Genomic DNA, 16,971 nt, shown 5'->3' with positions numbered 1-16,971 from the left:
ACTGATTGGCCACGAAGCCCATCATCGCGGCCAGCCAGCCGCCCACCAGCGGCAACAGACAGGTCAACCAGGTCTTGGTCACGTCGCGACGTCGCAGAGCACGTCGGCGGAGGAGGTGGGGCAGTGCCGGCGCGCGCCGTGCCAGGTGTAAGGTTCCCTCTCGGTGTGCCGGGAAGTCTGGTCGGCGATACGCACATCCATACCCAGTGTCAGGAACTTGTGATGCCCAAACCGCCGACATCCGCAACCGCCACAGCACAGGTGCACGCGCGCAAAGTGCCACCACGCTGGGTGCTGTTCTTCGCCTTCGCCTTCGCAGTCATCGCCGACCCGGTCTCCTCCGTGGCTTACGCCATCGAAGCTGCCCTGCGGGCGCTGCACGGCGACCTGTCCCGCCTGCTGCCGACGATGACGCTGGTAGTCGCACTGGTGACAGTGGTGACAGCCAACTACTGGCAACTCGTTGCGCGCTTCCCACGCGGCGGTGGCGCCGCCGCGGCCGCAGGGCGGGCCTTCGGACCCCGATGGACATTCCTGCCGATCGGCGCTCTGGTCGTCGACTTCGTCCTCACCATCGGCATCTCCATCTCCGCCGCTGCCAGCGCGGTCATCGCGCTGGCACCGGCCCTGGCTCCATGGCGCATCGCCTTTGCGCTGATCCTGCTGGTAATAGTGGCCGGGCTAACATGGTTCGGGCACGGCGGACGACTCCTCTTCGCGCTGATGACCGCCCTCTTCGTCCTCGTCGCGCTGGCGGTGCTGCTGATGGGCTTCGCTGCCCCACACTCCATGGGACACGCCCCGGCCACCCCGCACCCCGGCGCACACTCAGCGACGCTGGCGGTCCTACTGGCATTTCCAGTGGCGATGGCGCTGGCTACCGGGGTCGAAGCGCCCTCGACCGCCATTGCGCAGCTCGGTCAGCTCGACAACACCGCACGACGGCGCTTCGGGCGTGGCACGCTCGTCCTGCTGGTCGTGATCGTCGGCGGCCTGACCCTTGCGCTGACTGCACTGGCTGGGCGACTGCACATCGGCATACCCGCAAACGACTCCACGCAGATCGCCGACATCGCTCACGCCGCGACCGGTCCCGGCTGGCTGTACGCCGCGTTCCAACTCACCAGTTCCCTACTGCTGCTGGCCGCCGCGAGCTCATCCTTCCAGGCCGGTCCCGGCCTGCTCAAAGCCCTCGCCGGCACCGACCAGCGGCCCGGCGTCCTGCCCGCCTGGCTGGGACGAACCAACCAGCACCACACCCCGTACTTCGCGGTCGTGGTCTACCTTCTCGCCGCCGGCCTGATCATCGTGGCCGCCGCCGGGCAGGAACAGGAACTCGTCCTGTTCTACGCGGTGGCGGTGTTCGTCAGCTTCCTGGTAGGCCTGATCGCGATGACGCGCTTCGCCCGCGCAGAACGCAAGCCTACCCTCGCGATCGTCAACGCAACCGCTGCGGCCGCCGTCGCCTTCACACTGGCCGTCAATCTCACACGCGGCTGGCCAATCCTCTCCCTGCTGGGCACCGTGTTGATCGCCGGCGCACTGTACCTGCGATGGACACGCGCCGGCAGGCCCAGCGACATCGAGGACGTCGAGGCCAGAGCCGAAGCCGACTGAACCCGACCTACTGATCGCGAGAAGGGGGCGTTCTTCCCGTACGTCAACGCGTGCCCCGCGGTCGGCTGCCCGCTGCACCGTGCGCTCGAGCCGCACCATGACGTTCACGATGCGCCTCCATTCGCGGACCACATGGTCCACGAATGGGTAGACTAACACCATGGCAAGAACACCGAAGCCACTCGCCCCGGAACGCGAAGAACTGCTGCTACTGGTGGCCGCACGCCACTTCGCTGCCGCGGGGTACACCGGCACCTCGCTGAACACGGTGATTTCCGAGGCCGACTGGGGAAAGAGCTCCTTCTACCACTACTTCTCGGACAAGCGCCGGCTGCACGACCATGTAGTTCGCACGTTGGCGGCACGCCTCACCCAGAAGGTCCAAGCGCCCGACGTCAAGACTCTGTCAGCCACTCAGTTCTGGCCGGCGATGACCGAGCTCGCCGAGCGACTCCATCAGGCAGGGCAACGTCGACCCGAGACGCGGTTCCTCGGCGAGATGTTCCACCGACCTGCCGACCGTGATGACGGAGCTCTGCAGGATGTGCGCGATCAGGTCGACCAATGGCTACGACAGGCGCTCAAGCGGGGCCGAGAACTCGGTGTCATCCGCAACGATCTCCCCTACGAACTTCTCACAGAACTCACATTGGCGGTACTGCGCTCCCTCGACCGCTGGGCCATCGACCATAAGCGCCCCCTCGCACCGGAGCGTTCCATAGCTTTGGTACGCAGTCTCATCGAGCAACGGTGAGCGCCTCAGCCGCGCTGTTCGCGGCTCGCACGGGTCGCGTGCGAGCGCATCGACAGCCGGATGTTCTCGCCGAGTGCTAACGTGGGCTATTCATAGACCAACTGGTACATGAATGGAGGTGTCGCGTGCGGGTGCTCGTCTCTGGCGGTGGTGTGGCTGGCCTCACCTGTGCCTACTGGTTGGATCAGGCGGGTCATACGCCCGTCGTTGTTGAGCGTGGCCAAGCTGGCCCCTTAGGCGGCTACGGCATCGACTTCTCCGGGACCGGGTACGACATCGCTCAGCGAATGGGCATCCTCGGGCGGCTCGCGGAGCGTCCGCTGCGCTCGGACTCGATCGCGTATGTGGATGCCTCCGGCCGGGTGGTGGGGCGCCTGGATCGACCGTTGGCTGAGAAGGTACTGCGCGGCCCGTATCTCGCCCTGATGCACACCACGCTCGAAGCCGTCCTGGCCGATGCCGTACGGGACCGTGTCGAGGTCCGCCATCGACAGAGCATCGCCGAAGTGGAGCAGGACAACGGCGTTCTCGTGACGTTCGCCGATGGCACCCAGGAGGAATTCGACGTACTGGTTGGCGCCGACGGTGTGCACTCGCGCACCCGCGAACTCGCCTTCGGCGCCGAATCACAGTGGGCTCGCCATCTGGGCCTCACCATGGCGTGCTACCCGGTGCCAGATATCGCGGGCCTGACGGATGTGCGTACCCATTTCGCGGAACCTGGTCGCCAAACCGTTCTGTACCCGACGGACAATGTCGGCACATCGATCGCACTGTTCCTCTACCGGGATTCGGCACCACATCACGTCGCACGCGCGGAGCGGGCTGCACGGCTGCGGACGATCTACACCGGCTCCAGATGGCACACGCCCGAACTACTCGCGCATGCGCCTGACGACGACCTCTTCATGGACACCCTCACTCAGATCGAGATGCCCCGCTGGCACGTCGGCAGGGTCGCGCTGATCGGTGATGCTTGTGGTGCCCTGACCCTCGCCTCCGCCCAGGGAGCCTCACTCGCAATGGCCGGCGGCTACCTGCTGGCCGAAGCGCTCGCTAAGCATCTCCACGACCACGCGGCCGCGTTCGCCGCCTATGAGGCACGCCTACGACCGGTCGTCACCCGCCGTCAGCGTCGTACCCGATCGCTCGCCCGCAGTCTGGTGCCGGCCACGCATGCCGGGCACGAGTTCCAGCGAGCAATCGCCCGGCTGATTCTGCGGGAGAACTGCGCGTCGTTGCTGCGCCGCGGCTTCGGCAACACCAGCACGATCCTGCCCACAACACCCGTCAGGTGAAGCAGAAGGAGAAGGACCAATGAGGGTTCTCGTCGCCGGTTCCACCGGCTATCTGGGACGGCACACCGTCCGGGAACTGAGCGACCGTGGGCACTACGTGCGAGCGCTTGCCCGCGACCACACGCGATTGGAGCCGATCCGCGATGCGGTCGACGAAGTCTTCACGGCCGACGCCACCGACGCGAAGACACTCGCCGGCTGCTGCGACAGCATGGATGCGGTCATTAGCTCTGTGGGACTCGTGGGTAAGGCACGCGGGCAAACTTGCTGGGACGTGGACTACGGGGCCAATCGGAACCTTCTGGAGGTGGCGCGCCACTCCGGAGTCAGCAAGTTCGTCTACACCTCAGTAGTCAGCGCGCCTGCCCTCGAGAAGCTGCAACTGGTCCGCGCGAAGCGGGCGTTCGAACAGGAACTACGCGACTCCGGGATGGCTCACACGATCCTGCGGCCCAACGGCTACTTCTCCGACTTCGACGCGTACCTCGATATGGCCCGCAAGGGTCGCGTCTACCTTTTCGGGGACGGCAGCTTCCGGATCAATCCGATCGACGGTGCCGACGTCGCCGCGGCTGCAGTCGACGCCCTGGAGGCGGGCGCAAGCGAGGTAGAACTGGGCGGCCCCGAAATCCTCACCCACGAGGAAATCGCCCGAGAAGCATTCGATGCGCTCGGGGCGGCGCCGCACATCACTCATATTCCCACCTGGATTCTCGCATCCAGTCTCGCGCTCATGAGGCGGGTGACCCCGCTGCGCGTTTATGGCGTCATCGAGTTCCCGCTCACGGTCCTCACCAACGACGTGCTCTCCCCGAAAACCGGAGCGCAACGTCTCGCCGACCACTACAAGAAGGCGGCACTGTGAATTCGCGGTATGAACCAACGTGCGATCAGTGCGCAGTCATCCGTGGTGATCGCGCACCACCACCACTGGGCATCTGGCTTGCTGAGCGCAGTGCTGACCCACCGACCCCAGGAGCATCCCCGCGAAAGCACCGTGGCCACGGCTTCCGTCCACAAGCAGGTCGGCGTCCTGCGCGGCTTCGACCAGCACGGCAGCGGCCGGTCCCTGAATTGCGGCCGAGGAAACTGACACTGAGCTAGTCGGCCCGAGCGCCTTCGCGATCGTGTCCTTCAGACGGTCCCTGGCCCGTGCTTCGAACGCACCGCGGCAACGCTCGGCTCGGACCCGTCAACTCCCACCACGATCTCGTGCCGTTCGTTGCCAGTGCCCATGTCCGTTCCTTCCGCCATCATGCCTGTGTCGAAGGTCGCGCACGTCGCAGGCCCCGGTCAGGGACTTCTGGCCCTTCTCCACAGGTCTCTCGGCCTGCACGCGTTGCCGGCGGCCGGCTGACGCGACGTGCGCGGCGGCCCTCGAAGATGTCGAGGATCTCTCCTGTGCGCAGCGTCGGGAGCGGCCAGAATGGCCCAATGTGGCCTCTGAACTGGGGATTTACGGCTCATCGTCGCTCGTCGCTGATCGTCGATTGTCAACGTCTGACGGAGCAGTGACGGAGCAAGCTGGCCCTGGCGGCCGTACAAGGGTCCCGATCTGTGGACTCCCGCATGAAGGAGCCGGCAACTGGACCTGAACCCCTAACCCCGCTCTTGTGTGCACCGAACCACGTCACCAACGACCAACCTCACATCCAGGTGCGGCCTGCGGTGTCGGGGACTCGCGCCCCCGCATGCGAGGGCATCAGCCGATGAAGGACTCGGGGCCGAAGAAGCGGCCCCACGCCACGAAAGCGGCCAGGGCGAGGTAGAACACGTCGCCCACGACGGTTGCTCGCTCGCCACGACGGAGGCGCGTGATGATCGCGCCAGCGAACAGCAGCACCCCACCTGTAGCGGCCAACGGAACGAGAACGGGCGCGATGCCGAGTACGGCGGGCAAGATCAGTCCCACCGCGGCCAGGAACTCGAGGCCTCCGATGGTCTTGAGAGCACCGGGGCTGAAGTCTTCAACCCATCGGGTCGCGCTGCCGAAGCTGGCCATCTTCTCCTTGGGCACGAACAGCTTGGCGCTGCTGACCAGCAAGACGGCGGCCAGTATTCCGGCGACGGTCCATAGTGCGATGTTCATGAGTTTGTCCTTGGCCAAATGTCGGAAGGGTGACGAACGGACCCGGACTCATCCCGTGTCCGCCCGGCAGCCTGAGTGGAATATCCGCGTCAGCAGGGCCATGAGTTGGTCTTCGTCGAAGTACTTCGCCGCGTTCGCCCACGCCTCGTCGGTGACGCCGCTGGAGTCGGCGAGGCGGGTGCCCTGCTCGGTGAGTTCCAGCGCCGCCCGCTCAGCCTCGGTGTAGACGGTTGTCTCCCGCCATGCCCCGACCAGGTTGATCCGCACCGTGCTCTCGCCGGCGGCCATCGGGTTGATCCGGGTTTCCATCGCTGTCTCCTTCGTCTTCGAGTGCTTGTACCCCTACGACGAAGTCCCCCGCCAAGACGTAACAACCACATCGACGGACGTGCGCTACTCGGGTCGCGCCGGCAGGCCCATGGTGTCGAGACGCTTGCGGTCGCTCACTGTCAGGAGCTCGACGATCCGGCCGTCGACCACGGTGCACGCCGCCACGCCGAGCACCTTGCCTTTCGCACCCCAGGCCACGAACCCGGGCTCGCCGTTGACCAGGACCGGGAGCGCCGAGGTCATCGACCGGATGCCTCGCAGGATTGGACCAGCCACCTCGGCTGCCCCGACTGTGGTCATCACGCCCTGCGGGTGGTACGTGCGCCAAGTCACCTGCGGATGGAGCAGCCGTACGAGCTCTTCGAAGTCCCCGTTCCGCGCCGCCGCGAGGAACGCGTCGACCACAACGCGCTGCCGTCGCGGCTCCTGCTCCGGCGGCGGGGTGCCCTGCACCTTCCGGCGGGCCCGGCTGGCGAGCATCTTGGTCGCGTCGGTGGACCGGCCGATGATTTCGCCGATCTCGGCGAAGGACACCGCGAACATGTCATGCAGGACGAACGCCAGCCGCTCGGTGGGTGTGAGGGTGTCGAGTACCACCAGCAGTGCCAGCCCGACCGATTCGGCGAGTATCGCGTCGTCCTCGGGTGCCGCCCCGCTGTCCACGGTCACCACCAGCTCGGGAAGCCGGTCCTCGTACGACGGCTTGGCGTGGGCCTTGCGCGAGCGCAGCGCGTCGAGGCAGACCCGGCCGACCACGGTAGTCAGCCAGCCGGCCAGGTTGTCAATCGTGGCCGCGTCCTGTCGCGCGAGCCGGAGCCACGCCTCCTGCACCGCATCCTCGGCGTCCCCTCGTGACCCGAGCATCCGGTACGCGACCGCCACGAGGCGCTCGCGCTGATCTTCGAAGGCTTCCGCCAGTGCTTCGTGCGGACCTGATCCGGTCACATCGCTACCTTTCTCGCGCGGACCCCGTCATGGTCATGACGGCTCCGAAGGCGCCGAGGTAACACCGACGCTGCCACAGCTGAACCGGTCTCACGCGGCCACTCCACGAACTCCCGCACATCGACTCGCTCCGCGCGACCCGGACGGTCGTTGTCGCGACAGCACCTAATGCCCCTGCCGAGCCGCGACAATCAAGGCGATGGCCAGTGTGTCGTCTCGTGGCCGGTTGGTCGTCGATGGCTCCGAGCCGCGGTGCGTCGGTTGACCGGCGAGGCTGTGTGGTCGGATCTGGAGTCGGCTTGAGGCAGGCTGTTAGGTTCTCGTGATGACGACCTACTCGCCGGCCGAGGCGGCCGCACAGTCCGGGTTCAGCATCGACACGCTGCGCTATTACGAGCGCGAAGGCATTCTGCCCCGCATCGAGCGCAGCACCGGCGGCCGGCGCATGTACAGCGACGGCGATCTCTGGATGCTCGGATTCCTGCGGTGCCTGCGGGACACGGGCATGTCGATCGAGCAGTTGCGCCGGTACGGCGAGTTGAGCCGCGACGAGGCCACGCTGCCGGAGCGCGCCGCGTTGCTCGACGAGCACGCCGCCTCGATCCGCGAGAAGATCGCCGAGCTCGACGCGACCCTCGCACGCGTAGAGGAGAAGGCGGACTGGTACCGCAAGGAACTCCGCCGCACGGGCGACGCAACCACCTGATCCACACCCCGCGCCCCGTGCCCACGCCTAGGCGCCTTCCAGGGCCGCCAACTCGTCCTCGGTGAGGATGGTGCAGGCGCCTACCACGGCCTCCTCGAGCTGCCCGACGCTGCTGACTCCGACGATCGGTGTCAGCGTCGGAGTCCCGGAGGCCAGCCACGCGAGCACCACCTGGCCCGGCCGCAGTCCACGCGCCGAAGCAACCCGATTCAGCGCCGCCAGCCGGCGTTCAGTGCCAGGGTGAAGGTACTCGGTCTCGAACGGGCGATCGTCGCGGTCGTAGCGACCCTGGAGGGTGGCTGTGTAGACCCAGCCGTCGAACGACGGATTACGTCGCAGGAAGTCGAGGCCGTCCGGTGACAGCATCCCCAACGGGATCGGCTGGCCCTCCACTGCCATACCGCCGGCGGGCTGCAGGTAGGAGTAGCGCTCCTGATAAGCGGTGGGTTGCGGTTGGCCGGCGTGTTCGGCGGTGGCCCGGATCCGCTCGAGCAGCCAGGACGGATAGTTCGACACGCCCCACCGAGCGGTCAGTCCGTCGCCGATCAGGCCACCGAACGTGTCGACGAGATCCTCCAGCGAAACGGCCGGATCTTCGACATGCGCCCAGTACAGGTCGACGCTGTCCACGCCCAGCCGCTCCAGGCTCTTGGCCATGGCTTCGCGCACGACGTCCTTGCGCAGTCCTTCGAGGTGGTCGGGAAACCCGCCGACCCGGGTCGGCTGAGCGCCGACCTTTGTGCTGAGCCGGACCGGGACCCCTGAGTTGGCCGCCAGCCAGCGGCCCAGCAACGCCTCGCTCTGACCGCCGAAACCGGTCTCGGAGGTCCAGAAGCTGTAGTTGTCGGAGGTGTCGACGAAGACGCCGCCCAGTTCGGCGTACCGGTCGAGGATCGAGAAAGCGGTCCGCTCGTCAACTCTCGTGCCGAAATACATCGTCCCGAGGGCCATCGTGGGTGTGTTCATGGCTCCAGCCTCGTTGCTGGAGGGCGCTCCAGGTCAAGCCGCGAGTGACGAGAGCTGAGGATTCGCGGGGCGGCAGGCTGAGTCGTGCCCAGCCGGTGGAGCGGGCCACCTGGTCCACCGGCGAGCTGGAGGTCTGGATCCGGCACAACGGCGAATGGCTCGGCAAGTTCCGGGACAAGAACGGCGAGCTCGCCTGGGTCCCGGGCAAGGACCTCCGCCCGCTCTAGCCAGCTCACACGCCAAGACCGGGAGGCTCGGCGTAGATCGGTGGGATGTCCTGGTCCGAGATCGGCTGGTACCAACGCGCCGGCGACTTCTTCGCCGCGCGTGGCGTGCTGCCGATGTCCAGTCCATACGGCCTGTGCTGGCCGTCGGTGCCAGCCAGGCGGCGGCCAGCGCTGGCCGCATCAGAGAAGTGCCGCGTGACGTCCTGTACGGCGGGCAGTAGCTCGTCGAAGCACGACACCTGGGTGGCTCGCACCCAGTACGGCTGTGGGTGACGCATCCGCCATACCGACGGTCGGATGTCGAACTCTGGATCGCGGATGGCGGCCGCAGGCTTGGGAACGAACAACCGGCCGGCACCGACCACCCACTGCCCCGACTCCTCCTGAACAGCCGCGACCCGGTGTGCAGCGTGAGCAAGCTCGTCAACGGCCTGCCGGATCTGCCGAGCCCCCGCATCAGTGGCAATGACCTGCCCCACCGGCTTGAGCTTGTCGCCCTCACGCAGCCGGCGCTGCAGCGCGACCAGGAGCTGTAAGAACGCCGGCTCGGCGCGGCTGTCGGTCCGATCGGTCTCGTCCGACATCCGGGTACGCCACGCCTGGCAACGGTCAGTGAAGAACCGATTGGGGACGGCTCTCCTGCATTCGAAGGTCGGATGTGCCATCCATCTCCAAGGGCCGGACGCGTTCGGCTCGCAGGGACAGCACAGCGGCGCCGAACAGCAGCGTCGCGATCAGGACCGACACCGCGGTGATGGCGTGAGCCGAACCGAACGCGCCGGCGGCGGTGTAGTAGACGCCGCCGATGACCGCGACCGACAAGGCGGCGCTGATCTGCAGGGTCGCGTTGACCAGACCGCTGGCCAGGCCGGCGAAGGCCCGCGGGATGTGGACGACCGTGATGCGGATCAGCGAAGGCAGTGCGAGGCCTTGGCCGAAACCGATGAGGGCCAGTGGTACGGCGCTCCAGGGCGTTCGGCCGAACCCGGCGACGAGTCCCGCGAAAACGAGGAGGCCGACGGTTTCCAGCCCCAGGGCGATCGCGGCGATCCGGCGCGGCAGTACCCGTACGAGGTGCGGCACGGTCAGCGGGCCGATCAGGAACCCGATGCCCAGTGGCAGGATGTCCATGCTCGCCTGCAGCGGCGTACGCCCGGCGGCCTGCTCATGTTCGGAGAAGACGAGGAAGAACGAGGCGATCGAGTAGAACAGGGCAACCGCGGCGAGCGCGATCCGGACTCCGGGCGCGGTGAGCGCGCCGGGTGGCACCAGAGGCAACACGCGGCCACGGTGCCGGTGGCCGTCGAGCGCCGTCTCGTAGCGCCAGAACCCGTACAGCAAACCTGCCGCGGCAACCAGGACAACGAAACACCACCAGGGCCAGCCCAGGGCGCGCCCCTCCACCAGCGGTAGGACGACCCCGGCGAGACCGGCGAAGAGCAGGATGGCGCCGCGCCAGTCGAGTTTCGCCTGGCCCCGGGTGCGTGGGTCGGGCAGGAACAGGCTGCCCAGCAGGGCCAGCGCGGCGACGGGCAGGTTGATGAGGAAGATCGCCCGCCAGCCCAGACCCAAGAGGTCGGCGGTGACGAGGAGCCCGCCCAGTGACTGGCCGATGACAGCGGCCAGCCCGAAGGTCGCACCGTGGAAGCCGAGCGCGATCCTCTGATCGCGGCCGTCGAGGCCTGCGCGGATGAGGGCCAGCGACTGCGGTGCCATCAGCGCGGCGGTGAAGCCCTGCAACACGCGCCCGATGAGGAGCAGCCACGGCTCGCCGGCCGCCCCGCACAGCAATGAGGCCAGGGCGAATCCGACGAGTCCGACGACGAAAGCCCGCCGGCGCCCGTACAGATCGCCGAGCCGTCCGCCGAGGGTCAGCATCACGGCGTAGGTGGCGGCGTAACTAGCCACCACCTGCTGACCGAGGATGTCACCCCCGCCGAGGTCGTCCTGAATCGACGGGATGGCGAGGTTGACGATGAAGAAATCCAGTGGCGGCAGCAGTGTGCCGCCGAGCAAGGTGCCCACTCCCAACCAGGTCCGAGCCGAGATCATGATCGGGTGTCGCCCTTCTCCAGCTCAGACTCCTCGCCCTGGTTCTCGGATTCGGCAGCTGACTGCTCGGCCAGCCGACGCAGGAGGATCAGGCCGTCGTGGCTGGCAGTGCCAGGCTCGGCACTGTAGAAGGACAGGTGCTGCCCTGGAGCGCCGGCGACGGCCAGCGTCTCGAAGTGCAGCCACAGTTCGCCCACCTTCGGGTGCACGAAGTGCTTCAGTTCGCGGGTGCGCGGGCGCACCTCGTAGCGGGCCCACAGGTTCGCGAATGCCGGACTGCGCAAGGACAGTTCGCCGACGACCCGCTCGATGTGCTCGTCCGCCGGGAACTGCGAGGAGGAGGCGCGCAGGTTGCTGACCGCGAGCCGTGACGCGGCGTCCCAGTCACCGTAGAAGGACCTGGCGTACGGGTCCAGGAAGATCATCCGCAGCAAGTTGTCGTACCGCGCGAACCCGCGGTACAGCTCCTGGGCCATCGCGTTCGCACCCAGGATGTCCTGCGCCGCACCGACCAGGAAGGCGGGCACGTCCGGCATGCCGTCCATCAGCCGCACCAGCTCCGGAGCGACGGTCAGCGACGCCGCCGCGCCCGCCCCGAACACCGGCAGGCCGAGCCGGAACAGGTGCGCCGCCTCGGCGTCGTCCAGCCGAAGTGCACTGGCGATCGACCGCAGCACCTGATCGGACGGATGCCGTTCCCTGCCCTGCTCAAGCCGCATGTAGTAGTCCGTACTCACCCCGGCGAGCAGCGCCACTTCATCGCGACGAAGCCCCGGGACCCGACGAGAGCCAACGTCGGGCAGACCAACGTCCTCCACCCGGACCAGAGCCCGCCGGGCACGCAGGTAATCACCGAGCTTGTTCTCACTGTCCACGTCGACGACAGTAATGCGGACCGACGCCGGACGCGTGGGTGCAGCGCACCCATGGAGATCCACTCGCGCCGCCGTATGGTCGTACCGGCGCGACAGGTGTGAGTGTTACTCGTGATCTTTCCGGAGGGTGGTGAAGAGTTCGGTCATGGTGGTCAGGAACCAGTACCGAGGCTTGAGTACGGCCGGTGAACGGGATGGTCCGGGTCGGGGCATCCGGCCGCGGCGTTGAGGAATGCCCGTCCTCGGAAGCCGGGGCTGTTGATGTCGTTGGTGACGGACTGCGCGACTGATCGGATGATGCCGTCGGGGCCGGCGCCCGGGGATCGCGCGGCTTCTGTCCGGGTACGGATCGCCTCGCCGGCTTCGGTCCTCGACTTCATCGGCCGGCGAAACGACGATCCGTGAGCCGCCGGGCCAGGAACGGCGGACGCGTAGGATCGCGCGGCAGCGGGCCGCTATATTTCGCGCGGCCGCGTGGGCTGTGTGGCATCGTCGGCCGGCGTCCGCGGTGGTTCTCCGGCCTGAGTGCCGTCCTGCTTCACCGGGACCGGTCCACCGGCGTCTGCTCGTTGGGCGATGATCCGGACGCCGACGACGACGCCGAGGCTGACCAGAGCCAGGGCAGAGATCAGGATCGCGAACAGGACCGGCATGCTCATCTGGTCGAACATGGACTCAGCTCCTTCGGGTTGTTCGTGACCCTATGCGCGAACAACCAGCTCGGGTCTTACACCGTCCTAACGAGACGGCGGCGTAAGCCGGCGGAAAGACCTGGCTGGATCCGCCGTCGGCTACTGCCGTTCCGGACCTTCGGTTGCCCGCAGCAAACTGTCCGGGCCTGCTCCAGCCGGCGTGCACGGCCTACGCCGATACGGTCCGTATCTCCGACACGAGGACCACCTGGCACATCGTCGAACAGTTCGAGACCCGCCGCGCCGGCGTACGACGTCGGGTCGTCACCCTCACCGTGAATCGACCGCAGGCATTGAACGCGCTGTCCGAGCTCAAATCCTCCGAACTGCAAATGTTCCTGGAGAGGTTGTCCTCGTCCGACGGATTCGTTGCCCGGGGCATCATCTTGACGGGCGCAGGAGAGAAGGCCTTCGTGGCCGGCGTCAACATCCGCGAGATGGGCGCAATGGATCCGGTCGCGGCACAGGCGTACGGACAGCTGGGCCAGCGCGTCACCACCCTGCTGGAACAGCTGCCAGTGCCGGTGATCGCCTGCGTCAGCGGGTACGCACTCGGTGGCGGCTGCGAGCTGGCGATGGGGTGCGACTTCATCTATGCGACCGAGCGGGCAGTGTTCGGGCAGCCTGAGGTCTCGCTGGGGCTCATCCCTGGCTTCGGTGGCTGTGTACGGCTCCAGCGGCGGGTCGGCCAGGCTGGGCAAGGGAGCTGATCTACACCGGCCGCAAGTTCGACGCGGCCGAGGCGCAGCGGAGCGGGCTGGTCAACCGTGTCTTCGTCGGCTACGAGGCGACGCTCTCTGCGGTGACCGCATCCATCCGCGAGACCGCGGCGAACTCGCCGGTCGCGGTGGCGCTGTGTAAGGCAACGGGGACACCATCGGCGCCCTCGACGTCGAGACGCGGGGATTCCGGGCCGCGTTCGAGAGTGAGGACATGCGCGAGGGCGCATCGGCATTCCTCGCCAAGCGCCCGGCGGTCTTCCCCGGCCGGTGAGCCCGGCACCTCGAAATCCCGGCCTCGCCCACCACCGGCGAGCCTCGCGGCCGGCGTCGGAGAGACGGAGTGCGTCCACAACCACGCTGCGCGGCTACTCTCCGGATCCGCGCACGTCTGGGGCAGGGTGACGCTACGCCGTCACGCCGTCCAAGGACTGCTGATGGCGACGGTTGGCCTCGATCAAACCGTCGAGCGCCGCTCTCGTCGCGATCAGCTCGTCGATATGGGTCGAGAGCTTGTCGCGTTCTTCGCTCAGCCGGCGAAACGCCGCCCGATCATTGCTCGCGGAGGGCGACTCGACGCAGGGAAGCAGGTCCGAAACAGTGCGGCTCGACAGGCCCGCGGCGTACATGCGCTGGATGAACGCGACGCGGGCCACGTCATCCTCGGAGTAGAGCCGCTGACCGCTGGGGCTGCGCCGGCTCGCCAGCAGGTACTGCGTCTCGTAGTACCGCAGCGACCGCACACTCACGCCGGTGCGGGATGCGAGCTCGCCGATGCGCATCAATGTGCCTTCGGTCACGTTGTGCTCCTTGCCCTTGCCTCTGACATCAATGTCAGATTTTAGCGTCGGCGACATGACCACGAAAACGCTCTTCGATCCCGTCGCCCTCTCCGGCCTGCAGCTGCCCAACCGCGTGGTGATGGCTCCCATGACCCGCGTGCGCGCCGACGCCGGCGGGCTGGCGAGCTCCCTGATGGCCACGTACTACGCGCAGCGGGCGAGCGCCGGCTTGATCATCTCGGAGGGGGTGCATCCGAGCGTCGTGGGCCAGTCCAACCCCGGCACACCCGGTCTCCACACTGACGAGCAGACCGCGTCGTGGCATCACGTCACGGACCAGGTACATGAAGCAGGAGGGCGCATCTTCGCCCAGCTCATGCACGCGGGCCGCGTCTCCCACGAGCAGACGACGGGGCACCAGCCCGTGGCGCCGTCGGCCATCCGCTACGACGCTGATGTCTTCACCCCCTCCGGCCCTCAGCCGGCATCGAAGCCGCGCGAACTGCCGACGTCCGAGGTGCCTCAGCACGTCGAGTCGTACGCCGTCGCCGCCCGCCGCGCCATTGACGCCGGCTTCGACGGCGTCGAGCTGCACGGCGCGAACGGTTATCTGATCAACCAGTTCCTGTCGAGCAACGTCAACCAGCGAACAGATGCCTACGGCGGCTCTGTCACCGGCCGGATCAGGTTCGCCGTCGAAGCGGCCGCGGCGACCGTCGACGCAGTGGGGGCCACGAGGGTCGGCATCCGCCTCTCTCCCGGGGCCGGACTCCAGGGCATCGAGGAGTACGACGTTGCGGATCTGTACACCGCTCTCCTGGTCGAGCTGGCCGCCCTCGACCTCGCGTACGTCCACCTGGAGACAGGCGCCCCCGACGAGGTGCTTGACGGCTTCCGCAGTACCTGGCCCGGCACCTTGATCATGAACCCGTCGAACCCGAAGGCGCCACAGCGCACCGAACGCGCCGCCGCCGACGAGTGGCTCGGGCGAGGCGCCGACCTCATCAGCTTCGGGCGGGCGTTCATCGCGAATCCGGACCTGGTGTCGCGGCTCCGCCTCGGCGCCCCCTTGGCCCCAGACGACCCGAAGACCTACTACGTCGGAGGCGAGGACGGCTACACCAGCTACCAGCCCCACTCGCGCACCGCCTGAGACCTGGCGTTCTTCTCGAGCTGCGCACAAGAAAGCTTGTCGACCACGACCGCAGCGACAAGACAGTTGATTGCTCACGCGGCGGAACATCAGCCCACCGGTCAAGGGCTCAGTCCCCTACCGAGTTCCCCGTCCTCTTCCCCGTCCTCGTCGTCGCATGGCGGTGATACTGCCGCGCCACGCGAGCCCGGTTGCTGCAGGTTGCGGAGCAGGCGGGGGGCATCGTGGCCGTGTCCGCCCCGCTCCCGTAGGTCCGAGTGGGCCGGGCCCTCCACGGCGAGTAGCGGCCATACCTGTGCCAGGTCACTGACCCGCGCGACCGCCTCCGCCACCGACATCGCGGAGTTCCGTCGCCTGTGGGTCCCCGGCGACAGCCGGTGCCCGCCACGCCGGCCACGGTGACGCGGAGATCACAGAGGTCGAGTCCCCTCGTCACCCCGCACGACCACGACCACTGACGGCCGCCTGGCCGGCGAGGTGGAGGTAAGGAGAACCGGCCGGCGGGGCACTGAGCTGAGACCGCCATCGACCTGCTTGAGGACATCACCACCATGACCAATAGCTTCAACCCCCTGATCGGTCGCAGTATCGAGGAGATGCGCGCGGATCTCGCGACCCAGCGCGCCGCAGCAGCCCCGGTGGTCGAGACAGCTCTGCCGGGCATGGGCCTGGTGCCTCGGTACGAGCACGTCCGGACGGCGCTGCTCGACCACGAGCACCTCAGCACGAAGGACAACTTCCTCCTCGCCCGGGACAGCGAGCCCACCCCGCTTCTGATCACCCAGAGCGACGGCGAGCGGCACACGATGCTGCGCGACCTCCTGCGTCCCGCCTTCAACCGGGCGGCCATGAAGGACGCCGGTCCGTGGATCCGCGAGCTGGTCGACGAGCTCCTCGACCAGCTGCCGCCCGGCGGCCCGGCCGACGTGGTGGGCGACATCGGTGTCCCCCTGACCGCTGCGGTCATCACCCGCCTGATCGGCGTCCCCGGAGCCGACGCCGGCCGTCTGGTGGAACTCACCCAGGCGCTCGCGGAGATGGTGCCGGCCAACCTGTTCGTCACACCCGAGTGGGCCGAGCTCGAGGCGTACTTCCGGGCGCGGTCCGAGGAGCGGCGCCTGCTGAGCGACAAGCCGCAGGACGTGCTGACCATGCTGGTCGACGCGTCCGTGGACGGTGTGCCGATGTCGGACCGCGAGGTGGCCTTCCATGCTTTCCAGCTGTTCGCGGCAGGCGTGGAGAGCACCTCGTTCACGCTCGGGTGGACGGTCCACCACCTCCTGGTCGAGCGCGAGCGGTGGGACGCGCTGCGCGCCGACCGCTCGCTGCTCGCTCTCGCCCGAGAGGAGGGCCTGCGGCACTGCACCGCGATCCGGTGGGTCACCCGCACCGCGGAGGAGGAGGTGCGACTGGGCAGCGCCTGCGTGCACGCCGGCGAGCGACTGCTGGTCAGCCTCGAGTCCGCCAATCTGGACGAGGACGCATTCGGGCCCGACGCCGACCGGTTCGACCTGCACCGGGAGTCGGCTCGCAAGCACGTCGCGTTCGGCCACGGCGTCCACCTGTGCCTGGGCGCCGAGCTCTCACGGCTCGAGATCGACGCCGCCCTCGACCGCCTCCTGGACCGGATGCCCGACCTGCGCCTGGCGGAGCCGGAGGCCTGGGACGACCTGCGCAACCCTCTGTTCAGCGGGCCGCGCAGCGCCCGGGTGAGTTGGTGAGCCGACGCTCGGGGACGCCGTCCCGCGGCACCTGACGCGCTCCTG

The 16,971-nt window shown here is 67.8% G+C and carries 18 protein-coding genes and 1 pseudogene; 9 read left to right on the top strand and 10 right to left on the bottom strand.

The window, feature by feature from the left end:
- The first annotated feature begins 165 nt into the window (after positions 1–165).
- From AB0M51_RS11535 to AB0M51_RS11520, 4 genes are all read left to right on the top strand, one after another.
- Complete coding sequence (locus AB0M51_RS11535; RefSeq protein ID WP_344187902.1) at positions 166–1,617, top strand: amino acid permease; 1,452 nt, start codon at positions 166–168, stop codon at positions 1,615–1,617.
- A gap of 160 nt (positions 1,618–1,777) precedes the next feature.
- Positions 1,778–2,371, top strand: coding sequence for a TetR/AcrR family transcriptional regulator (locus tag AB0M51_RS11530; protein ID WP_363749152.1), 594 nt, complete (start codon positions 1,778–1,780; stop codon positions 2,369–2,371).
- Between the two features lie 125 nt (positions 2,372–2,496).
- Positions 2,497–3,669: an FAD-dependent monooxygenase gene (locus AB0M51_RS11525; protein WP_344187904.1), complete on the top strand. Its 1,173-nt coding sequence runs from the start codon at positions 2,497–2,499 to the stop codon at positions 3,667–3,669.
- A gap of 19 nt (positions 3,670–3,688) precedes the next feature.
- A complete protein-coding gene (locus tag AB0M51_RS11520; RefSeq protein ID WP_344187905.1) occupies positions 3,689–4,534 on the top strand; it encodes an SDR family oxidoreductase in 846 nt (281 codons plus the stop codon).
- Between the two features lie 36 nt (positions 4,535–4,570).
- Here AB0M51_RS11520 and AB0M51_RS11515 read toward each other — a convergent pair whose 3' ends face one another.
- The 4 genes and pseudogenes from AB0M51_RS11515 to AB0M51_RS11500 all read right to left on the bottom strand — a co-directional run bounded on the left by AB0M51_RS11515 (position 4,571) and on the right by AB0M51_RS11500 (position 7,033).
- On the bottom strand, positions 4,571–4,795 hold the full coding sequence (locus AB0M51_RS11515) for a universal stress protein (RefSeq protein ID WP_363749474.1): 225 nt from the start codon (positions 4,793–4,795) through the stop codon (positions 4,571–4,573).
- A gap of 576 nt (positions 4,796–5,371) precedes the next feature.
- Positions 5,372–5,758: a DoxX family protein gene (locus tag AB0M51_RS11510; RefSeq protein ID WP_344187907.1), complete on the bottom strand. Its 387-nt coding sequence runs from the start codon at positions 5,756–5,758 to the stop codon at positions 5,372–5,374.
- A gap of 90 nt (positions 5,759–5,848) precedes the next feature.
- Positions 5,849–6,043, bottom strand: a pseudogene (locus tag AB0M51_RS11505) (carboxymuconolactone decarboxylase family protein); the annotation flags it as partial.
- Between the two features lie 108 nt (positions 6,044–6,151).
- A complete protein-coding gene (locus AB0M51_RS11500; protein ID WP_344187908.1) occupies positions 6,152–7,033 on the bottom strand; it encodes a sigma-70 family RNA polymerase sigma factor in 882 nt (293 codons plus the stop codon).
- Positions 7,034–7,358: 325 nt separating this feature from the next.
- Between AB0M51_RS11500 and AB0M51_RS11495 the strand changes: the two genes are divergently transcribed.
- A complete protein-coding gene (locus AB0M51_RS11495; RefSeq protein WP_344187909.1) occupies positions 7,359–7,739 on the top strand; it encodes a MerR family transcriptional regulator in 381 nt (126 codons plus the stop codon).
- 27 nt (positions 7,740–7,766) lie between these two features.
- Here the strand turns inward: AB0M51_RS11495 and AB0M51_RS11490 are convergent, their stop codons facing one another.
- Positions 7,767–8,705, bottom strand: a complete 939-nt coding sequence (locus tag AB0M51_RS11490; RefSeq protein ID WP_363749147.1) for an aldo/keto reductase — start codon at positions 8,703–8,705, stop codon at positions 7,767–7,769.
- Between the two features lie 44 nt (positions 8,706–8,749).
- Between AB0M51_RS11490 and AB0M51_RS11485 the strand changes: the two genes are divergently transcribed.
- A complete protein-coding gene (locus AB0M51_RS11485; protein WP_363749145.1) occupies positions 8,750–8,932 on the top strand; it encodes a hypothetical protein in 183 nt (60 codons plus the stop codon).
- Positions 8,933–8,937: 5 nt separating this feature from the next.
- Here the strand turns inward: AB0M51_RS11485 and AB0M51_RS11480 are convergent, their stop codons facing one another.
- The 4 genes from AB0M51_RS11480 to AB0M51_RS11465 form a co-directional block, all read right to left on the bottom strand.
- Positions 8,938–9,516, bottom strand: a complete 579-nt coding sequence (locus AB0M51_RS11480; RefSeq protein WP_363749143.1) for a hypothetical protein — start codon at positions 9,514–9,516, stop codon at positions 8,938–8,940.
- Positions 9,517–9,541: 25 nt separating this feature from the next.
- Positions 9,542–10,957, bottom strand: a complete 1,416-nt coding sequence (locus AB0M51_RS11475) for an MFS transporter (protein WP_363749141.1) — start codon at positions 10,955–10,957, stop codon at positions 9,542–9,544.
- Between the two features lie 23 nt (positions 10,958–10,980).
- Positions 10,981–11,859, bottom strand: a complete 879-nt coding sequence (locus AB0M51_RS11470) for a helix-turn-helix transcriptional regulator (protein WP_363749139.1) — start codon at positions 11,857–11,859, stop codon at positions 10,981–10,983.
- 455 nt (positions 11,860–12,314) lie between these two features.
- Complete coding sequence (locus AB0M51_RS11465) at positions 12,315–12,530, bottom strand: hypothetical protein (RefSeq protein WP_363749137.1); 216 nt, start codon at positions 12,528–12,530, stop codon at positions 12,315–12,317.
- A gap of 143 nt (positions 12,531–12,673) precedes the next feature.
- Here AB0M51_RS11465 and AB0M51_RS11460 point away from each other — a divergent pair, with 143 nt between their 5' ends.
- Positions 12,674–13,261, top strand: coding sequence for an enoyl-CoA hydratase-related protein (locus AB0M51_RS11460; RefSeq protein ID WP_363749135.1), 588 nt, complete (start codon positions 12,674–12,676; stop codon positions 13,259–13,261).
- A gap of 416 nt (positions 13,262–13,677) precedes the next feature.
- Here the strand turns inward: AB0M51_RS11460 and AB0M51_RS11455 are convergent, their stop codons facing one another.
- Positions 13,678–14,070: a MerR family transcriptional regulator gene (locus AB0M51_RS11455; RefSeq protein ID WP_363749133.1), complete on the bottom strand. Its 393-nt coding sequence runs from the start codon at positions 14,068–14,070 to the stop codon at positions 13,678–13,680.
- Between the two features lie 55 nt (positions 14,071–14,125).
- Between AB0M51_RS11455 and AB0M51_RS11450 the strand changes: the two genes are divergently transcribed.
- Together AB0M51_RS11450 and AB0M51_RS11445 are read left to right on the top strand one after the other, a co-directional pair.
- Positions 14,126–15,205, top strand: a complete 1,080-nt coding sequence (locus AB0M51_RS11450; RefSeq protein ID WP_363749131.1) for an alkene reductase — start codon at positions 14,126–14,128, stop codon at positions 15,203–15,205.
- A 551-nt stretch (positions 15,206–15,756) separates the two neighbouring features.
- Complete coding sequence (locus AB0M51_RS11445; RefSeq protein ID WP_363749129.1) at positions 15,757–16,926, top strand: cytochrome P450; 1,170 nt, start codon at positions 15,757–15,759, stop codon at positions 16,924–16,926.
- Positions 16,927–16,971: the final 45 nt, after the last annotated feature.

This window comes from Kribbella sp. NPDC051137, from assembly GCF_040682535.1.
Lineage (GTDB): Bacteria > Actinomycetota > Actinomycetes > Propionibacteriales > Kribbellaceae > Kribbella > Kribbella karoonensis.
Note: the sequence above shows the minus strand (reverse complement) of the source record. Positions and strands in the feature narration are given on the sequence as shown.

Bases quoted from the DNA above. Each gene is read 5' to 3' on its own strand.
- AB0M51_RS11480 (WP_363749143.1), bottom strand. From the start codon at position 9,516: ATGTCGGACGAGACCGATCGGACCGACAGCCGCGCCGAGCCGGCGTTC.
- AB0M51_RS11450 (WP_363749131.1), top strand. From the start codon at position 14,126: ATGACCACGAAAACGCTCTTCGATCCCGTCGCCCTCTCCGGCCTGCAG.
- AB0M51_RS11445 (WP_363749129.1), top strand. From the start codon at position 15,757: ATGACCAATAGCTTCAACCCCCTGATCGGTCGCAGTATCGAGGAGATG.
- AB0M51_RS11465 (WP_363749137.1), bottom strand. From the start codon at position 12,530: ATGTTCGACCAGATGAGCATGCCGGTCCTGTTCGCGATCCTGATCTCT.
- AB0M51_RS11490 (WP_363749147.1), bottom strand. From the start codon at position 8,705: ATGAACACACCCACGATGGCCCTCGGGACGATGTATTTCGGCACGAGA.
- AB0M51_RS11495 (WP_344187909.1), top strand. From the start codon at position 7,359: ATGACGACCTACTCGCCGGCCGAGGCGGCCGCACAGTCCGGGTTCAGC.
- AB0M51_RS11520 (WP_344187905.1), top strand. From the start codon at position 3,689: ATGAGGGTTCTCGTCGCCGGTTCCACCGGCTATCTGGGACGGCACACC.
- AB0M51_RS11510 (WP_344187907.1), bottom strand. From the start codon at position 5,758: ATGAACATCGCACTATGGACCGTCGCCGGAATACTGGCCGCCGTCTTG.
- AB0M51_RS11530 (WP_363749152.1), top strand. From the start codon at position 1,778: ATGGCAAGAACACCGAAGCCACTCGCCCCGGAACGCGAAGAACTGCTG.